Here is an 18,889-nt window from a genome sequence, read left to right on the forward strand (position 1 = left end):
GGAGTCTGCATGTCCGTCCTCGCCGCAGGGACCGCGCCGTCGATCGCCACACAACTGTTCGGCAGTGGATTGATCGGCCTGCGCGAGGGCCTCGAGGCGGGCATCGTCGTCATGGTCCTCGCCGCATTCCTCGTGAAAGCGGAACGCAAGGACGCACTCAAGTGGGTCTGGCTCGGCGTCGGCATCGCCGTGGCGATGGTGGCGGCGATCTTCCTCGTCATCCACTACGGAACGTCCACCGTCACCGGGCTCACCGCGGAGATCATCGCCGGCGTCGCGTCTCTCGTCGCGGTCGCGATCGTCACCGTCATGGTGCTGTGGATGCGCAAGGCTGCGCGGACCATCTCCCACGACCTCAAGGCGGGCATGGAGAAAGCTCTGGTCGCCGGTCCCGTCGCGGTGCTCACCCTCGCCTTCTTCGCCGTCGGCCGCGAAGGCGTGGAGACCGCGCTCCTCATGGTCGGGTACGCGGAGAACACGGCGGGCAGCGCCTGGCCCCTCGTCGGCCTGCTGCTCGGCATCGTCGCCGCCGCGGTCCTCACGGTCCTGCTGTACTTCGGCGCCGTCCGGCTCGACTTCGCGAAATTCTTCAAGTACACCGGCATCTTCCTGATCATCGTCGCCGCCGGAATCCTCGGGTACGGCATCCATGCCCTGCAGATCGGCGGAGTCCTGCCCGGCGGTTCGGCACTCGCCTTCGACATCTCCGGCGGTTACGACGCGTCCAGCTGGTACGGCACCGTCATGGCGGGGATCTTCAACTTCCGGCCCGACCCGACCGCCCTCCAGGCCGTCGCCTGGGTCGTGTACGTCGTCGTGGTCCTGTTCCTGTTCCTCCGGCCCGTCTCCGCACCCACACCGGCCCCCGCTGCACCTGCAGCTGATGCGGCACCCGAGCGCACCGCCACTCCCACCCCCGACGAGACCGTTTCGTGAAAGGCAACTTCCGCCCATGAAGACCCCGCGCCGCACCACCTTCGCCCTCGCCTCGGTCGCTCTGCTGCCGCTGGCGCTCGCAGGCTGCACCGAGAAGTCGACCGCGAGCACGGACGACATCACCGTCACCGCGAGCGACGACACGTGTGACGTCAGTGCCGACTCCGGGACCACCGGGAACAACACGTTCCAGGTCACGAACAACGGCAGCAAGGTCACCGAGTTCTACGTGTACGCGGAGGGCGACCGGGCGATGGGTGAGGTCGAGAACATCGGTCCCGGGCTCACCCGCCAGCTCATCGTGTCGCTGCCCGACGCAGGCACCTACCAGCTCGCGTGCAAGCCCGGCATGGTCGGCGACGGCATCCGTCAGGACTTCACCGTCACCGGCGACTCGATGAGCGCATCCGACGAGAGCGGGCAACTCGCCGAGGCCGCCGACGGCTACCGCCGCTACATCCGCAGCCAGGTCGTCGCGCTGCAGGACACGACGCAGCAGTTCGTCGACGCCGTCAAGGCGGGCAACGTCGAGCAGGCCAAGGCCCTCTTCCCCGCCTCCCGCACCTACTACGAGCGCATCGAGCCCGAGGCGGAGAGCTTCGGCGAACTCGACCCCAAGCTCGACCTGCGGGAGGCCGACCTCGAACCCGGGCAGGAATGGACAGGCTTCCACCGGCTCGAGAAGGATCTGTGGGTCACCGGTCCCCAGCCCGACACCAACGCGATCGCCGACCAACTCGTCGTCGACGTCCAGTACCTCGCCGACCAGGTGAACGCCGAGGACTACACGATCGACCCCACCAAGATCGCCGGCGACGCGCAGGGGCTGCTCGACGAGATCTCGACGTCGAAGATCACCGGTGAGGAAGACATCTTCTCGCACACCGACCTGTGGGACTTCCAGGCCAACGTCGACGGCTCGCAGGCCGCGGTCGCCGCACTGCAGCCGATCATCGACGAACGCAATCCCGAACTGTCCGCGAACATCACCCAGCGTTTCGCGGACCTCGATGCCGAACTCGCTCAGTACCGCCAGGGCGACGGGTTCGTCTTCTACGACACTGTCAACGAACAACAGCGCCAGGAACTGTCGCGCAAGATCGACGCCCTCTCGGCCGAGGTCAGCCAGGTTCAGGGCGTGGTAGCAGGCGCATGATCATGACTGATCCAACCGGTACGACCGACACGACCACCTCGCCGGACGAGCGCAAGGGCATGTCCCGACGACGTCTGTTCGGCGCCGTCGGGGCGGGAGCCGCCCTCGCCGGCGCCGGTGCACTGGTCGGGCGCGCCACCGCCGCCGAACCGCCACTCTCGCACGCCGACGTCGTCGCCTTCCGGGGTGAACACCAGGCCGGCATCGTGACGCCGGCGCAGGACCGGATGCACTTCGTGGCGTTCGACGTCACCACGAAGTCCCGTGAGGAACTCGAAGCACTCCTGAAGAAGTGGACCGAGATGGCCGCGCGGATGACCGCCGGCGAGGAGGCCACCCCGGACGGTGCCATCGGCGACGGCGCCTACGTCCCGCCCAGCGACACCGGTGAGGCGCTCGGCCTTCCGGCGTCCCAGCTGACGCTCACCATCGGGTTCGGGCCCTCACTGTTCGACGACCGGTTCGGGTTCGCGTCCAAGAAGCCCGCCGCGCTCGTCGACCTTCCGCACTTCCGGGCGGACAACCTGGACCCGGCGCGCAGCGGTGGCGACATCGCGATCCAGGCGTGCGCCAACGACCCGCAGGTGGCCGTGCACGCCATTCGCAACCTGGCGCGCGTCGCGTTCGGGACGGCCTCGGTCCGGTGGTCGCAACTGGGGTTCGGCCGCACCTCGTCGACGTCGACCACCCAGGACACACCGCGAAACCTGTTCGGGTTCAAGGACGGAACGAACAACATCAAGGCCGAGGAACCCGGCATCCTCGATCAGCACGTGTGGGTGGCGTCCGGCGACGACCAGGCGTGGATGGGCGGCGGCGCATACCTCGTGGCGCGGCGGATCCGCATGCTCATCGAGCAGTGGGACCGCACCGTGCTCGGCGAGCAGGAACGAGTGATCGGACGGTCCAAGGGCACCGGCGCCCCGCTGAGCGGCAAGGCGGAATTCGACGAACTCGACCTCGATTCCAAGAAGGGTCACGACCCGGTGATCGACGTCGACGCGCACGTGCGGCTGGCGTCCGCTCAGGAACTCGGCGGCATCCAGATCCTCCGTCGCGGATACAACTTCACCGACGGCTCCGACGGTTTCGGCCACCTCGACGCCGGACTCTTCTTCATCGCCTACTGCCGCAACCCGCAGGAACAGTTCGTGCCGATGCAACTCAACCTGTCCCGGAACGATGCGATGAACGAGTACATCCAGCACGTCGGGTCCGCCCTCTTCGCCTGCCCGCCCGGCCTCGCCGAGGGGCAGTACTGGGGTCAGGGACTGTTCACGTAGAGCCTCCCGATCCCGCGCACCTGACACCGCATATGCATCAACGGTGCCGGCCGAGCGACCGAAGGTCGAGCTGGTCGGGGGGCAGCGGACGGCCGTGGTAGTGCCCCTGGGTGACGTCGCAGCCGTATCGACGCAAGGCCTTCAGGGTGTCTTCGTCTTCGACGCCTTCGGCGACCAGAGACGCACCCAGGCTGTGTGCGAGCTCCACGGTCGATCGGACGATCGCGACGGATCGAGGGTCGCTGGCGAGGCGGGCGACGAAGATCCGGTCGAGCTTCAGCTCATCGACGGCGAGGTCCTGCAGATAGGCAAGGGAGGACCAGCCGGTGCCGTAGTCGTCGATCGACAATCCGATTCCCAGACCCTGCAGCGCCTCGACCACCCTTCTGGCGCGCCTGTAGTCGGTCATCAACACGCTTTCGGTGATCTCGAGGATCAACGTGTCGGCGGGTAACCGAAGGTCGTCCAGGAGTCGGTCGATCTCGGCAACCAGGTCTGCGTCGAGCAGATTCGTGACCGACAGGTTCACTGCGACGGTCAGCGATATACCACGATCGAGCCAGCTCCGCGCCTGACCCAGCGCAAGCTCCAGCACTCTCGCTGTCAGTGGACGCATCAGTCCGGACTGTTCGGCCTGAGGAAGGAATTGATCGGGCAGGAGTAAACCGCGGAGGGGATGCTCCCACCGAACGAGAGCCTCGACGCCGTGCACCCGGCCATCGCATGTACTGACCTTCGGTTGGTAGTAACACGTGAGCTGACCACCAGCGATCGCCGTCCGCAGCTCGTCGATGGTCTGCCGCTCCTCGATGCTGCGCTGGTACTCGGCGGCGTCGTACACCTCGAGCGCGCGGCGGTCGCACTTGGCCCGATACATCGCCACTCCCGCGCGCTGCAGCAAGTCCTGGGGGTTGGCGCAATGTTGCGGGCAGAGGGCGATCCCGATGCTCGCCTCGACGTGAACGGTGACCTCGTCGAGGTCAAACGGCTCGCGTAACACTTCGAGCAGACGATCAGCCAGCGCACAGGCTTCCGCAAGATCGATCCCTGACGGGAGTAGGACCGCGAACGCGTCTCCGCCGATGCGGGCCGGCAGATCGCCCGGCCGCACCGACCGGGCCAGCCGATCCGCGACCTGGCGCAGCAACTGATCGCCCACATACCGTCCGAAGGAATCATTGATCTCGTTGAACCGGTCCAGATCCATCAGCAGCACGCCGGGACCCGGACGTCGGGGTTGCCCGGCCGGCTGTGCCACGTGGTCGAAGTACTCGGCCGCCAGAGCGGCCGTGATTGCCCGCCGATTTGCCAGGTTCGTGAGGTCGTCGGTCCTCGCCTCGCGGTGGCTGTCGGCCAGGACGACTACTTCACGGAACGTCACTGCGAATCGGGCGGCGACCGCGAGCAGGCTGAGCGCGGCCAGAACCACCGCGAGCCGCGACAGCCGCGCATCGTGGTCGAGCACCAGAAGGCCCACCGCCGCGGCGGTGCACACCAGTGGGGGAACCCAGATAGCCAGCCCGGGGCGCTGATCGGATCGCCGCGGGCCGGGGGCCCGCCAACTGGCCATGGCCACCAGCAACACCGCGACGTGCGGGAGCGCATCGATCCACGTGCCCTCGACGTAACCGTCGGCATTGCGGAACAGATAGACAGTGTCGGCCACCGCGAACAGCATGAACCCCGCGACCAGCAGCACCCACCGCTGCTCGGCACGCCAACCCAGCACCGCAAGCGCTCCGACCGCGAGCGCCAGGAGCAGCACGTCTCCCACCGGGTATGCCAACCCGACGATCACCGCTGCGGGCGATCCGCTCGCCACCGACTCGATCGGACCGAATGCGAGGGCCGCTGCCAGCGCCGCCAAGGTCAAACCGGCGGTGATGGCATCCAACCAGATCTCGGCCGGTAATCGCCGCGCTCGCGCGCGGAGGAGCAACACCAGCCCGATGTAGACGAGTGGGTAGAACGCCAACTTCAGCGGATCGGCCAGCGATGGGGACTGTCCATCGGGCACCCACGACATCGCCACCACATCGCCCACGCACCAGCTCGTCAGCCCCAGCGCGATCAGCCACCATGCCTGCCGCTCGGCCGGCACCCACCACGCGCGAGCGGCGACCACGACGCCGACCGACAGCGTCAATCCGTCGTAGAGCACCTCGCGCAGCACGATCCAGCCTGCCTGATCACCTGCCGCGATCGAGATCCCGTACAGAACCGCACCGATCAGCAGAAGCCCGAGCGCCGCAATCACACCGCGCCGTGACCGACCGGGTGGCGACACCCAGCCGGTCCGAAACGGCCGCGTTCGGCTGTGTGCCGACAACAGTCCGGTCGCGTCGCCCCACCCCGAGAGAGCCTGCTCCTCTACGGATTCCACGGCTCGCGGCAGGTTCTCGATCTCCCCGGGCCCGGTGTCGATGGTTCGGGGGGTGGGGTGGTCGGCGTGAGTTCGCTCGTCGATCTCGTCGAAGCCGGCCGGATTCGGCATGAAACTGCGAAGGCAGCCCCCGCCGCAGCGTTTGGCCGCGTACATTGCCAAATCTGCCTGTTTGAGCAGGCTCTCGGTCGTCGCGTCGGGGACCTCGGATGTGGCAATGGTCAGTCCAATGCTGGGACGGATGGAGAGCGCGACACCATCGATGACGAACGGCGGGATGAATGCCTCGAGCACCCGATCTGCGGCCGACAGGGCATCCTCGACGCTCCCTTCGACCAGTGCCGCGAACTCGTCACCTCCGAGCCGGGCGACGGTGTCGGTGCTCCGCACGCACCCGGTGAGCCGTTCGGCAACGCGGATCAACAGCTCGTCCCCTGCGGGATGGCCGAGGCTGTCGTTGACTGTCTTGAAATCGTCGAGGTCCACACACAGCACCACGATCGGTGTCAGTTCCCGTCGTTGGCGCTGCAGTGCCTGGTCGAGTCGGTCGAGAAACAACGCACGGTTCGCCAGTCCGGTCAGTCGGTCGCGAAAGGCCTGTCGGGCCACGGTGAGCAACAGCCGCCGGTTCTCGGCCAACACGATGAACTGCCGTGCCAACAAGGTGAATACCAGGACCAAAATCGCGGCGGGAATCGGGCCGGAGCCCAGGCTGGGCAGCTCTCGCTGCAGGCCGACCGCAACGGCCAGCAACAACGGAACGTACGGCAGCCACAACCGTGCTCGGGACGGAATCTGCACCGGGACCGGTTCGGGCGACGGTGTGCGGGTGCTCGACAGCGCCGCCAGCCCAATCGAGACGAAGGCTGCCACCCAGCCCAGGTCGGTGACACCGCCGTTGTGATAGGTGCCCAGCACGGTCAGGTAGGAGACCGCGCTGGCCGACAACGCCATGAGAATGATCCCGATGCACAGCAGTCCCAGGGTCAGGCGTTCCCCCGCCCGCGCTCGGGTCAGAACCACAATCGCCATCGTCGCAATCACCAGGTCGGCGACAGGATAGGCGAGTGACAACACGAGGCTGACCGGTGTGTCGCTTCTCGCGCGGTACACGCTGCCGAGCACGCTTACCCATGACACCACGAACAGTGAACCGGCCACGATGATTCCGTCCAGAATCAGCCGGGTACGGGACTGTCCGCTGTCACCGGCCGGGAACAACAACAGCGCCGCGCATGCGCCGGCCGGGAACAACAGATATGCCGCAGCCGCCGCGGAGGGGAACGGTATCTGATCACTTCGCTGGCCCACCACGTGGTAGCACCAGATGGCTTGACCGACCGACCAGGCCGCCAGCCCACCTGCCAACGCCAACCAGCTGTGGCGCACCGCGCCCCGCCCTACCCGGGCAGCCCAGGCGGCACACGCGGTGGCGAGAACCACGAACACCAGCAGACTCACGTCGGCAATCACGATCGTCGTAAACGCTCCATCCCATCCCCACCACGAACCCAGCGCGAACAGCAGCGACGGGACGATGAATGCGACCGCGATCGCCCACAGACCGCCTTTCCACACGGCCTCGGCACTCGACGACGTCCCCACCCGCTCGGCTGACCGATGTCCCATCGCCACCACCCGAACTGCCGCCTGCCGTCGTCAATTAAAGGGATTTGAAGTATCCAGATGTCCATCTTTGCACGACGTACATGCTGAAATACAGTCCAGAAAGATACTCATAGTATGTTTCCGTGGCCGCCCGTAAGGCAGTACTCGTCGACTGTGCCCGGATCCGCACGCTACCGTGCGCGATCGCGGTCAGCGGCCGACGAGTTTCCGGATCAACCGGGGAAGTGGCCGCCGAAACCGCGGACAGTCGCACACTGCACAGGACGTGCCCTTGCGGTAATGCTCGTGAGCGGCGAATGGATGACCGCAGCGGCACTCTGAGTTCGACACGGCCATGAACCTGATTCTATTCACACCCGAAACTCGCGCGTCCCGGACGTCACTGGGAGAACCTCACCCAGTCCACCAGCATGGTGGCGGGAAAGCGTGTCGACGACGTGACCGGGCCGGGCCAGTTCCCGCCGACGGCCACATCGAGCAGCAGGTACGCCGGAGCGTCGAACACCCAGCGTTCCTCGGGTCGCAGGTCCACTGTGGTGACCGTGCCGACGATGTTCCCGTCGATGCCCACCGAGATGCGGCCCGGTGCTTTGATCAGGGCGTAGTCGTGGAAACCCGCGCTGAGGTTCGCACCGATCGTGCCGTTCGTCGAGCGTTCCCAGTGCCCGCCGCCAACGGTCGGGCCGTGCACTCCCGCGTGGTATCGGGAACCGTCCCCGATCACCTCGAGGATGTCGATCTCCCCGCAGGCAGGCCACCCGACGCTGGTGATGTTGCTCCCGAGCGTCCAGAACGCGGGATGGATTCCCGGGCCGGACGGTACCTGAATCCGGGCCTCGATCACCCCGTACGTGAATTCGAACCTTCCACGCGTCACGAGCCGCGCCGACGTGAACCCGCCACCGTTTCTGCGGGCCTCGACGACGAGACGACCGTTGCCGTCGAGTCGCGAATTCTGGCGGGAGTCGGTGTACACCTGCTTCTCGTTGTTGCCCCACCCACCGCCTCCGAGGTCGTAGCCCCAGAACAGTGGATTGGGTGCCGCGTTTGCAGGTCCGTCGAATTCGTCGCTGCCGATCACGGCGTATCCGGGGTAGGCGGTCCGGAGGCCTCCACCGCCGGGCGCGGCGGCGGCAACAGCCGGGGTGAGGGACAGCGCGCACAGCGCCACCGAGCACGTCAACGCAATCTCGAACAGGGCCGAGCGCGTCCGCTGCATGTGCCGATGCTAGGCGTCGCCGTGACCGGTCGTGACCGAATACGCGACGTGGCCGTTACCGGCGCGGCCCCGTGTAACGGAAGATCGTGCTGTTGTCGTCCTGCGCGTACACGGACCAGTCGGGGCTGGACCGCATCTGGTCCTCGAAGTTCTCGACGGATCCGTCGGGTAGATAACCGTAGTAGCGGATGGCGGCAGTGCCCTGCGTGTTGAACACGAGATACGTGTCGCCGTCGCGTTCCGCCGCATCCGCGGTGAGCATCTCGATCTGGCCGCCGCGGGGGAAGCCCTCCAGCACGGCCGGGGGCAAGGCCAGCAAGGGTTGATCGAAATCCTTGTCGACGACGGCGAACTTGATGTAGTCGGCGCTGATCCGAGTGGGAAGACCGGCGGGATAGAGGGACATGACCGTCGCCGGCGGCTTCTCGTTCGCGAGGATGTCCTCCGCGAACGTCACCTGGGACTGATATCCGATGACGAGCGACCACAACCCGAAATAGCCTTGCAGGCCCGCGAACGTCACGTAGGCCAGTCCGCTCGCGAGTCCGACCGGGACGACTCGGCGAAGCACTCCGGACCGGAACCTGATCGTGAGAGCGTCCACGAGGATCGGCGCGATGAGAATCGCGCACCCGGGCACGGCGTAGAGATAGACCCGGAAGATCGCCTCACCGCCGTAGCTCTGACCGGCCAGCAGCGCGAACGAACTGAACGCCATGACGGTCCCGACCCAGGCGGAACGCTTGCGACGCCAAAGGAGGATCGCGCAGACCACGGCGAGCAGGATGATGCCCGCGGACAGGGATCGGCACACGGCGGAGGTGAAGATCTTCCCGAACGTGCCGACGGCGGTCACGTTGCTGGCGGCGTTGTCGACCGGGTTGAAACCGGACAGCAGCCCGTACGGTGCCACGGTGTCCAGCCGGGGAACGAGATAGGCGACGAGGATCGCGAAGTAGGGAACGGGGAGCCACCACGGGCGGATCTTCCGCGTCACCGCCAATGCAACCGTCACGCCGAACAGCCAGTACGGGGTCAGCTGATGGGTGGGCACCAGGGCTGCGAACACGAGGATCGACAGGTACGCCGCGGAGCGGTGCTCCGTCGACACCACGAGCAGGGCCACCGCACCCAGTGCCATGACGAGGGCGACGGCCTGCGGCGAGAAGTAGTCCTGCCCTACCCAGTTGGCGAGTTCCGCCACCAACGCGGCCGTCAGTGCCACCCGCATGCCGAACCCGAGGAGCCGGGCGATCGCGGCGATCACGACGGCCAGCAGTACGTGGATCACCGGCGCGAACCAGTGGGCGATCGACATCATGTCCACGGACGTGATGTCGCCGAACCACGCGAATGCGGTGAAGAAGCCCGGCCACTCGCCGTAGATGTCGACGCCCTTCGGCGGCAGAGTCTGGAACTGCTGGATGTAGTCGACCACGCCGAGGTGCTTGTACGTCCACCCGTAGATGGGAACGTCGGTGACGAGGGTCGGGGTGAGCCGTTCCACCGCGATCACGCCGAGCACGGCAACGGCAGCGGTCCCGACAGCCCTCTCGCGAAGAGCCCAGACGAACGCGCCGAGGATCATCAGGGCGCACACCACGAGGCCGGGGCCGCTTCCGACGAACAGCAGACCGAACTGTGAATACGCGGTGGAGCCGAGACCGAAGAGCACCACCACCCACGCGGCAAGGGCCACGGCAACGAGGATCAGCGGCCGGTTCCGGCGGGCGGCGTGCCACCATTGCGACAGACGGAACGACATCTGCTGCACGGTCACCGCGCGAACCGGCTCGGCGCCGGTGTCCTGCCAGCGGTGCCGCAGCGCGGACGCAACGACGGCCAGGACCATCACCAGCAGCAGACCCGTCGCGGGCCATCGGTAGAACCAGGCCAGGACGGTCGTGGCCGCAGTCACCACGGACAACCCGAGAACGGGGACGGCCGCGACGGCTGCGGGAAGCGGTATCCGCAACCACGTCACGATCGCGAGCCCCGGTCCGATCAACACGAACACCGTCAGCAGCACCGCACTCACCCACGACGGAAGCGGCGCCAGGGACGTCAGTCCCGCGACCGCCGAGGCCAGCGCGGCGACGTCGTAGTACCGGGGCAGCTCCGGAGCCCTCGTGTCGAGGCGCTCCACAGTGAGGAGATCACTCATCGGTGACCCTCACCCAGTCGACGAGCATCGCGGCGGGAAACGTCGTGTCGGCTCCGACGTCGCCCGGCCACCGTCCACCGACGGCGACATTCAGCAACAGGGAGAACGGTTTGTCGAACACCCACTCCTGCCCCGGGTCCAGGTCGGCACGCGAGAACTCGCCCGTCACCGCGTCGTCGATGCCGAACGTGATCCGGTCCGGCGACCGCTCCACCCAGTAGTCGTGGAAATCGTCCGACATGTTTCCGCTGCCTTCGGCTTTCACCTCCCACGGGGTGCCGTCCGCGGACGGGCCGTGCAGCGCACTGTGATAGAACGACGCGTCGTTGATCGTCTCGATCACGTCGATCTCCCCCGACTGCGGCCAGCCCACACGGTTGACGTCCGTGCCCATCAACCAGAACGCCGGGTGCAGGCCCTGTCCGCTCGGCAGCTTGATGCGGGCCTCGGCCCGTCCGTACTGGAATGCGAAGCGGTCGAGGGTGACAAGCCGGGCGGACGTGTACCCCGATCCGTCGGGAATGGCTTCGATCACGAGGTTGCCCTCGCCGTCGAGCCTGGAATTGGCGGGATCGTCCGTGTACACCTGCGCCTCGTCGTTACCCCAGCCGCCTCCCCCGACCGCATGTCCCCAGTAGCGGGGGTCGGGCGAGGTTCCGGCGGGCCCGACGAAATCGTCGAACATGAGCACCGACTCGCCCTTCCTCGATGCCTGGGCGACATCGCTCGACGCGTACCACCCGGTGGCGCCGATGCAGACGAGCGCGAGGAACACCGTCGCCGCGGACACGGCGCGGGTCCTGCGTGGACGGTTCAGCTGCCTATGCACCGGCATCGTCTCCGACCGGGCCGACAGCCGAACGTCGGACCGACTGCAGCTGTGTCACGAGGTGGACGCACACGACGAACCCGAGGATCGCCGAGTAGGCCGCAACCCGTTCGATACCACCCACGCCGAGACCGAGGTCCCAGGAGTAGGTGAAGCAGAAGTACCCCACCAGTCCGAGCACCCCCAGTGCGAGGGCGACGTACGTTGCCGGTCCGGATATCTGAGGCCGGACGGTGAGTGCCGTCGTGAGCGTGAAGAGACTGCCGAAGATCAGGAAGAGCGTGGCGCCGAGCGAATGCACTTCCCAATGCGTGTTCGACGGCGCGAGACCGACCACTACTCCGCCGATCCCGGCCACCACCAGGAAGACGACGGGGGCCGGCGGCAGCACCCGTTCGATGCGGTGCCACAGGACGGCGGCCACCAGGTAGGCCAGTCCGGTCACCACGAACGACGCGTCCATCAGCAGGGATGTCTTGCTGCACGGCGCGTTTCCGTCCGTGCCGCAGAACGGGACGCCGAGGTCGCTGACGAAGTTGGCGGAGTAGCTGTAGTGACCGCGCCACGTGCCGGCGACGAGGAATTCGACGACGAAGAACTGCAGTACGGCAACGGTGAGGTACAGCGGAGCGCGCTTCGAGGTCTCGAGGACGTGTGAGGGCATGGTCAGAAGATCCTTCGAGACAGTAGAGACAGTGGGTCGCACAGTGCGTCCGCGAGGGCGCTGCGGACGAGTTCGGGGTCGAAGACGTTGTCGTGCAGCGATGCCGACACGTCCAGGTCGGGACCGTGGCGCACCGCGGTGAAGACGATCGACGCAGGGTCGGCCGGTTCGCTCAGCGCGGTGACGAGACGCCGGCCGGGCCCGTCGGTCCAGTCGAGATCGGCCAGCAGTGCGGCCTGTCCCATGTCGGAGTACACGAGCCTCGCCCGGGGGTCCGCGGCGACGTGAGTGGCCCGCGCGTGCGCAACACCGGCGCGCACCCGCCTGCGGAACGTGGCGGTGCTGAGTGCGAGCGAGGCGAGCGGCCGGCCCGACGCCGTGGCCTGCGCGATCGCCGCACTCATCTCGGCGGCATCACCCGGGTCCGACAGTGAGAACCGCACCAGGGCAGCGAAATTGCCGTTCACCGTCGCGGCCTCCGGGAGGTACCGGCGGCAGTCGAAGAGGACGTCGACCTCGTCGTCGATCGCCAGACCACGACTGCGCATCGCGCGCGAGACGGCCGCGAACAGCAACGACGACACCGATGCCTGGGGCATTTCCCGATCCCGCCAGCGACGCAGTTCTGCGGTGGTGCCCGACGCTGTCGACGCGATGACCGCGGTGGGCGCGCAGTGCCACGGCACGACCACCTCGGCGGATCCGGAACCGTGTGCGGCAGCGCGCCGGGATTCGAGGAGCCTCACGACACGCGTGGGGGACGACGCGAAGGTCCGGACCAGGGCGCACGCGAGCGGTAGAGCGCTGTCGCGTGTCCGCGCCCATTCCGGAACCGGCGTCCCCATGCGTCCACCGGCAACGGCACGGACGAGAGACAGCGCGAGCCTGCCGTCGCCGAGTCCGTGGGAGATGTCGAGCAGGAGGAAATCGCCCGCGACCGCGACGTTCAGCGAGTATGCGGACGCACCCGACCGTGCCAGCCGGGTCAGCAGCTGCGGCACCTCCTCCCGGGTACAGGGTCCGAGATCCCGTACCTGCCCGAGGAAGTCCTGCGGTCGGTGCTGCCACCGGCGTGACTCGGTGGTCGGGACGAGGCCGATCGGGGTGTGCCGTCCGCCCGCGTGCGCGAGCTGCGTCAGCGTGTCGCGGATCTCGCCGATGCTCGGCAGTCGGACAGGACCGATCGCGGTGATCATCCGGCTCCCGCTGCGCATCAGGTCGCGGGAACTGGCTCTATGCGTCGACATCGGACACCTGCCACATCGGTTGCTGGTTCACGCTCTTCTTCGCCAGCCACCGCTCCCACTTGGAGCGGTTCTGGAGTCGGCGGAGCCAGGAGATGAGCGGTCCGGCGAGGATCAACGCGGTGAGCGTCTCCGCGGCGAGATACGCCCAGCCCACCCCCGCGACGCCGACCGACGCGCTGAAGACCAGGCTGCCGACGATGATGACCACCGTGGCCAGGCACTGGGTGACGACGGCGAGGGTCAGCCGGCGGTACACCCGCGCGAGACCGTCGTAGACGGCGCCGATGACGGTGAGAGGCACGAATACCGCGGCGAGATGGAGCAGAGGAGTTCCTTGCGCCCGGTATTCGTCGCCGATGAATCCGAGCGCCGCCGGCGCGACGAAGGCCAGCCCGAATCCGCCCACCACCGCGACCGCGGCAATGGTGCGAACGAACCGGCGGGACAGGCTGACGATCTTGTCCGGATGCGCGGCGGCCTCGGCGACGAACGGGCCCACCATGAGGTTCACCATGATGTAGAGGGCGCTGACGATCGACCACGTCACTGCGAAGTAGGCGTTCGCCGCGGTGCCGACCCGGGTGACGACGATCAGCGGGACGACGAGCGGGGCGATGGCCCCCAGCGCCGAAATGCCGTACGAGGAGCCGAAGTACACACCGAGTTCCTTGTTGGACGGCAGCGCGGGTACCTGCCGGTACCGAGGGTCGGACCGAATGCGCAGGCCCATCGACGTCAACACGACCGCAACGGCGATCGCCGCGGTGACCCCCCAGGACGCGACGATGGCGAGCGCCGACCCCGACGCCGCGAGCACCACGACCGCGAGGAGTTTGGCCAGCGCGTGGAAGACGTTCTTCGACGCCGCCCAGCGGGCCACGCCCAGCCCGGAGACGGTCTGGTCCTGCAGGGCGAAGAGCGCGAGCACGACGACGAACACCGGATAGATCGCGATTTCCAGGTTGTTCTCGAACAGCGTGTCCCGCGGACCGAGGACGATGAGCCCGACGGCCGACACGAAGGCCAGCGTGGCCACCGCGGCGAAACCCTTGACCAGCAACGGTCCCGCGCGGTGGCCCGCCACGGGGAGGAAGCGCTCGAACATCGAGCCCAGGCTGAGATTCGACAGCGTCGACAGCATGATCGCCGTCGAGATGAGTGCGGACGCCACGCCCACCTGATCGGCGGGGAACAATCGCGCGGCCGCACCCCAGAAGGCGAGGCCGAGTACACCGGTGACGACACTCGACAGCATCAGTGCCATCGAGTTGAGCTGCAGATTCCGCCCCGCGGATCGCGGTGCCTGCTCGGCACGGTGCTTCGCGCGTAGGTGCGACTGCGTCGCTGTCGGGGATCCCATGATTACCCGACCAATTCCGGCCGGGAATCGTCACGGGCGTCGTCGACGCTGTCCACGGTCAATTCACCGAGCGCGGTGGCGAGGACGTCCCGCAGGACCCTGTCCCGTAGGGCGGTGCTGTACAGCGAGTGATCGCCGGACGGGTACGTCACCAGGCGTCCGTTCCAGCCGGCGCGCCGGAGCCGGCGAAGGCTGCGTTCTCCCTGGTTCTCGACGAATGCGGCGTAGTCGATCGGTGAGAGGAGGACGGTGGTGTGCACGCCACGGTCGTTCAGCGGAGCGAGCATGACCTCCGGCACCTGCAGCAACCCGGCCCGGCCCAGCCACAACCAGCCGCGGTACGGCATCCACACCCGGAGGTACTTTTTCGACGTCGTCGCGTACCGGTGGAGTAGCGCGAGCGCGGCACCCGTCAGGGAACCCTGGCCGGCGTCCATCGTCGACTGCTTCACGAAGGCTTTACGGGTAATGGTCCAGTCCGCCATGTTGACCAGGACCACCGCCCGGACCGGACGCCGGAGGGCGGCGTAACTCGAGTTCCACGCCCCCGAACACATGCCCACGAGCACAGCCGATTCGGGCTGCGCACCGCTGACGGAGATGATGTCGACGGCGTCGTCCCGGGATTCGTCCGTATAGATGGTGGTGGATTCGCCGTGCTGCACCGTGCCGGTGTCGCCGGTGCCGCGGCGATCGAAGCGAACGCTGACGATCCCGTGGGCCGCGAGTTCGCGGGCAGTCTCGGCCCACAGCCGGACGGGCCCGACGCGGTGCTCGCCGGCGGTGCCGTGGAAGATCACCGTCGGCGCCACAGGGGTGTGCGCCGCATCCCGCTCGGCCGCGACGGACGTGCGGATCGTGAAGAGTTCGGACGCTCCCTCGAAGCCCAGAGTCTCGATGACCTGCCTGCCGTCGACGGTCCGATCCACGACGGCGGTGGCGCGGAGATCGAGTGTGGCACCGGTGTGGTGGTTGCCGAAGGACGCGGACATCCAGTCGGCGATCCGGTCGATGTCACCGAACGGGAGCCGGACCACGAAGTCCGCCGGCTCGAGAAACGATTCGTAGTCGTGAACCGTGAAGTGCTCGGCGGTCCAGGCGGCGACGGCCTCACGCATCCCGACGGAATCGACCTCGCTGTCCCGCAACGCCATCAGAACCTTCGCGCCCGACGGCGGGGTTGCCGCTCGCAGACTCATCGCCGACAGGGCCGTAGCCGCGGCCGGTGCGAGCACTGCACCGATGAGGGTGACCCGCGGATCGTCCGCGTCCTCGGGACCGACCACCAGCTGGTGGAGCGCAGTCTGCTTGCGCAGGTAGGCGCGGCCGCGCACCACCGGATCCCACAGGGTCACGGCCCGCACCGGACCGCACGTTACGGCGACCTGCGCGGCGAGCAGGGCGCCGACCCGGAGGCCGACCAGCCCGATGTCGGTGATGCCGCAGCTGCGCACGAAGTCGACGGCCGTCCGGATGCTGTCGAGCCACCCCGCGACCGCGTCGGACTCGTCCTGGGCGCCCGGCGAGTCACCGGTGCCGCGGTAGTCGAACCGCAACACCAGAAGCCCCCGAGCCCGCAATTGCTGGGCGAGGTACACCATTCCGCGATACGAGTCGACCTGTTCCTTGCCGATCGGCGGGCACAGGACGACGGCACCGCGGCAGCGGCCGTCGACAGGAAGATCGACGACGCCGAACAGCGGCGCGTCCGCCGGTCCGAACCAGGTGGCGAACCGGGTGCGGTCGGTGCGGCCGGCGAGATCAGGATGGGCTGTCATGGGTCATCCCTCTCATCGGCGCCGGATCCCGGCCCTCCACGCGGGCCTTCAGATAGGCGAGCGGGCCACGCGCGATGGACCGCAGTTCGGTGGCCCCGATCCCCACGGGAAGGTCGTCGGCGAGACCGTCCGGAGGGGTGGCGACGCGGGACATCTTCCGCGACAGACGAAGAAACGCCGGCGCCTGCCGCACGGCGATGCGCACTGCGAGCCAGGCGGTGCGGGGGTCGACGGCGATCTTCGCCAGCCACGCGCCGAGCCCGAGGCCGTAGCCGCGCGCCTGGACGGCAAGCGCCTCGTTGTCCGCCCGGTGCCGATGCCACACGACCGCCCCGGGCCGGTACGCCAGCTGCCGCCCGGAGTGCAGCACACGGAAGAACATGTCGAGGTCTTCGCCACCGTCGGTGGGGGCTCCCGCCCCGAGCGCCTCGTCGAAACCCCCCAGCGCGAACACGGCCTGCCGATCGACAGCGAAATTCGCACCGGTCCCGTAGACGCCTACCTGGAACGGGAAGAGCGGCACGTCGGCGGGTGGGTGCGCGAGGTCGAACAACCTTGGGACACAGGAACTCGCCCATCCCACCCGCTGATCGAAGTACGCCTGCGCGGGTGTGCGGATCTCCCCGCTCGGGACGATTCCGCACACGCACCCCACTGCCTTCCCGGCGCCGAAGCCGGCGACGAGTTCGGTGAGCCAGTGCGGGTCGACGACGACGTCGTCGTCGGTGAACGCGACGATCTCCGTGTTCGCCGCGCGGACGCCCGCATTGCGCGCCCGGGACAGGCCCGGGCGGGGCTCGGTCACGACGCGCACACGGGGGTCACCGAGTTCGGCGACGTACCGCAGCGTGGCATCCGTGCGGGATGCGTTGTCGACCACGATCACCTCGTAGTCGGAATGGTCGAGCGACAGGATCGATTCGAGGGCGACCTTCAGGCTGTCGACCCGATCCCGGGTGCAGACCACCACGGTGACGGAGGGGCCGGATGCGTCGGTGGCGGCGATGCTTTCGGCCACCGCTTCCGGCAGCAGCCCGTCCAGTGCACGCCGCAGTGCACCGGCCTCGAGTCGGCCGTCCTCGATGTCCATTTCGACGAATCCCAGCAGGGTGCGGTCTTCTCGCACGAGCAGCCGGGCACGCCGATACCCCTCGGCGCGCTCCAGCCGGTATTCGGTGTCGTCTTGCACGGGTCCGCGTAGTTCGCCGACCCAGACGGCCCCGGCCCACGTCGGCGTGTGATCGCTCACGAGAGCAGGCACCAGGTCGATCCGGCGATCGAGTGTTCCGGTCATGCCGTCACCCGCTTCGATCGCAGACCGACGAGACCGCGGACGTAGCCGGCAGTGGTCGCCGTGAGCCCCGCGACCACGGCACCGGCCCGGGCCAGCCCGCCGTGCCGCGGGGATGCGATCCCCGTGACGACAGCTCGCGGGAGAACGCGTGCGGTGTACGCCCGCTCGCTGCTGAGCGCGTCGCCGGCCCCGACGAGATCGGCGACCAGCGCTTTCGACACGCCCTCGTGGAAGCAGCGCGAGAGGAAGTAGCGGAACGTGGTGCGGTCGTCGCAGACGCGGTGCGCCACCCTCATCGCGGGGTCGAACAGCAGCCGCGCAGAGGGCTGGTGGGCGCGGATCCGGATGCAGAGTTCGGTCTCCTCGCACCCGACCGGTGTCTTCCCGACCCGGCCGATACCGTCGCTGAACCCGTCGACGGCGTCGAACACCGTGCGCCGCAGAGACATGTTGCAGCCGATGAAGTTCCGCACCGGCTCGATACGTGTCGGCTGGCCGACGTAGCTGCAGCCGACCACCCAGTCGAACTCGGCGGGCATCCACACGGGGCGGTCCGCGGGCCACACGGGACTGGCGAATCCCCCCACGCCGAGCACGTCGGGGTCGGAATAGTGGGCGGCGGACACGCGATACCAGTCGGGTTCGGCGCGCGCATCGTCGTCGAGGAACGCGATCACGTCACCGCGGGCCGCGCGCACGCCCGTGTTGCGGGCTCCGGAGAGCCCCTTCGACCCGGAGTTACGCAGCACGGTCACCCGGGTCTGCCCGGCGAAGTGCCGTTCGGCACGCGAGAACAGTTCCTCGGAGTGGTCGATCACCACCAGCACCTCGAGCACGGGCACGTTCTGGGTGAGCACCGAGTCGACTGCGGCGCACAGGTCGGTCCACCGTTCGGTGGTGTAGGCGCAGATCACGACGGAGCAGGACACGAGGGTGGACACCGTCAT

The 18,889-nt window shown here is 67.9% G+C and carries 13 protein-coding genes; 3 read left to right on the forward strand and 10 right to left on the reverse strand.

Annotated features, from left to right (window positions below; genetic code table 11):
- The first annotated feature begins 9 nt into the window (after nt 1-9).
- The 3 genes from efeU to efeB are packed head-to-tail and all read left to right on the forward strand — an operon-like array spanning nt 10 to nt 3,375.
- Entirely contained in the window at nt 10-936 is a 927-nt protein-coding gene (efeU, locus tag JVH1_RS07500; protein ID WP_009479015.1) for an iron uptake transporter permease EfeU, read from the forward strand.
- 16 nt (nt 937-952) lie between these two features.
- Complete coding sequence (gene efeO, locus JVH1_RS07505) at nt 953-2,092, forward strand: iron uptake system protein EfeO (protein ID WP_009479014.1); 1,140 nt, start codon at nt 953-955, stop codon at nt 2,090-2,092.
- 2 nt (nt 2,093-2,094) lie between these two features.
- Nucleotides 2,095-3,375 (forward strand): iron uptake transporter deferrochelatase/peroxidase subunit, encoded by a 1,281-nt coding sequence (efeB, locus tag JVH1_RS07510; protein WP_029539509.1) that lies wholly within the window; start codon nt 2,095-2,097, stop codon nt 3,373-3,375.
- A gap of 37 nt (nt 3,376-3,412) precedes the next feature.
- Here efeB and JVH1_RS07515 read toward each other — a convergent pair whose 3' ends face one another.
- From JVH1_RS07515 to JVH1_RS07560, 10 genes are all read right to left on the reverse strand, one after another.
- Complete coding sequence (locus tag JVH1_RS07515; RefSeq protein WP_009479012.1) at nt 3,413-7,387, reverse strand: bifunctional diguanylate cyclase/phosphodiesterase; 3,975 nt, start codon at nt 7,385-7,387, stop codon at nt 3,413-3,415.
- A 379-nt stretch (nt 7,388-7,766) separates the two neighbouring features.
- Nucleotides 7,767-8,606 (reverse strand): glycoside hydrolase family 16 protein, encoded by an 840-nt coding sequence (locus JVH1_RS07520; RefSeq protein ID WP_009479011.1) that lies wholly within the window; start codon nt 8,604-8,606, stop codon nt 7,767-7,769.
- Between the two features lie 55 nt (nt 8,607-8,661).
- Complete coding sequence (locus JVH1_RS07525) at nt 8,662-10,770, reverse strand: hypothetical protein (protein WP_043781861.1); 2,109 nt, start codon at nt 10,768-10,770, stop codon at nt 8,662-8,664.
- Nucleotides 10,763-11,560: a glycoside hydrolase family 16 protein gene (locus JVH1_RS07530; protein WP_009479009.1), complete on the reverse strand. Its 798-nt coding sequence runs from the start codon at nt 11,558-11,560 to the stop codon at nt 10,763-10,765. Before JVH1_RS07530 ends, JVH1_RS07525 begins: the two co-directional genes overlap by 8 nt.
- Before the next feature lie 31 nt (nt 11,561-11,591).
- Complete coding sequence (locus JVH1_RS07535) at nt 11,592-12,263, reverse strand: DUF998 domain-containing protein (RefSeq protein ID WP_009479008.1); 672 nt, start codon at nt 12,261-12,263, stop codon at nt 11,592-11,594.
- 2 nt (nt 12,264-12,265) lie between these two features.
- Nucleotides 12,266-13,510, reverse strand: coding sequence for a hypothetical protein (locus JVH1_RS07540; protein WP_043781858.1), 1,245 nt, complete (start codon nt 13,508-13,510; stop codon nt 12,266-12,268).
- Nucleotides 13,497-14,870, reverse strand: coding sequence for a lipopolysaccharide biosynthesis protein (locus JVH1_RS07545; protein ID WP_009479006.1), 1,374 nt, complete (start codon nt 14,868-14,870; stop codon nt 13,497-13,499). The genes JVH1_RS07540 and JVH1_RS07545 overlap by 14 nt, the downstream gene beginning before the upstream one ends.
- Nucleotides 14,871-14,872: 2 nt before the next feature.
- The gene (locus tag JVH1_RS07550; RefSeq protein ID WP_009479005.1) at nt 14,873-16,648 is read right to left on the reverse strand and encodes an alpha/beta fold hydrolase; all 1,776 of its coding nucleotides are present in this window, start codon (nt 16,646-16,648) and stop codon (nt 14,873-14,875) included.
- A complete protein-coding gene (locus tag JVH1_RS07555) occupies nt 16,632-17,942 on the reverse strand; it encodes a glycosyltransferase (protein WP_043781855.1) in 1,311 nt (436 codons plus the stop codon). Before JVH1_RS07555 ends, JVH1_RS07550 begins: the two co-directional genes overlap by 17 nt.
- Complete coding sequence (locus JVH1_RS07560) at nt 17,939-18,889, reverse strand: glycosyltransferase family 2 protein (protein WP_043781850.1); 951 nt, start codon at nt 18,887-18,889, stop codon at nt 17,939-17,941. Before JVH1_RS07560 ends, JVH1_RS07555 begins: the two co-directional genes overlap by 4 nt.

Origin of the sequence: Rhodococcus sp. JVH1 (assembly GCF_000280725.2) — a bacterium.
GTDB lineage: Bacteria > Actinomycetota > Actinomycetes > Mycobacteriales > Mycobacteriaceae > Rhodococcus_F > Rhodococcus_F jostii_A.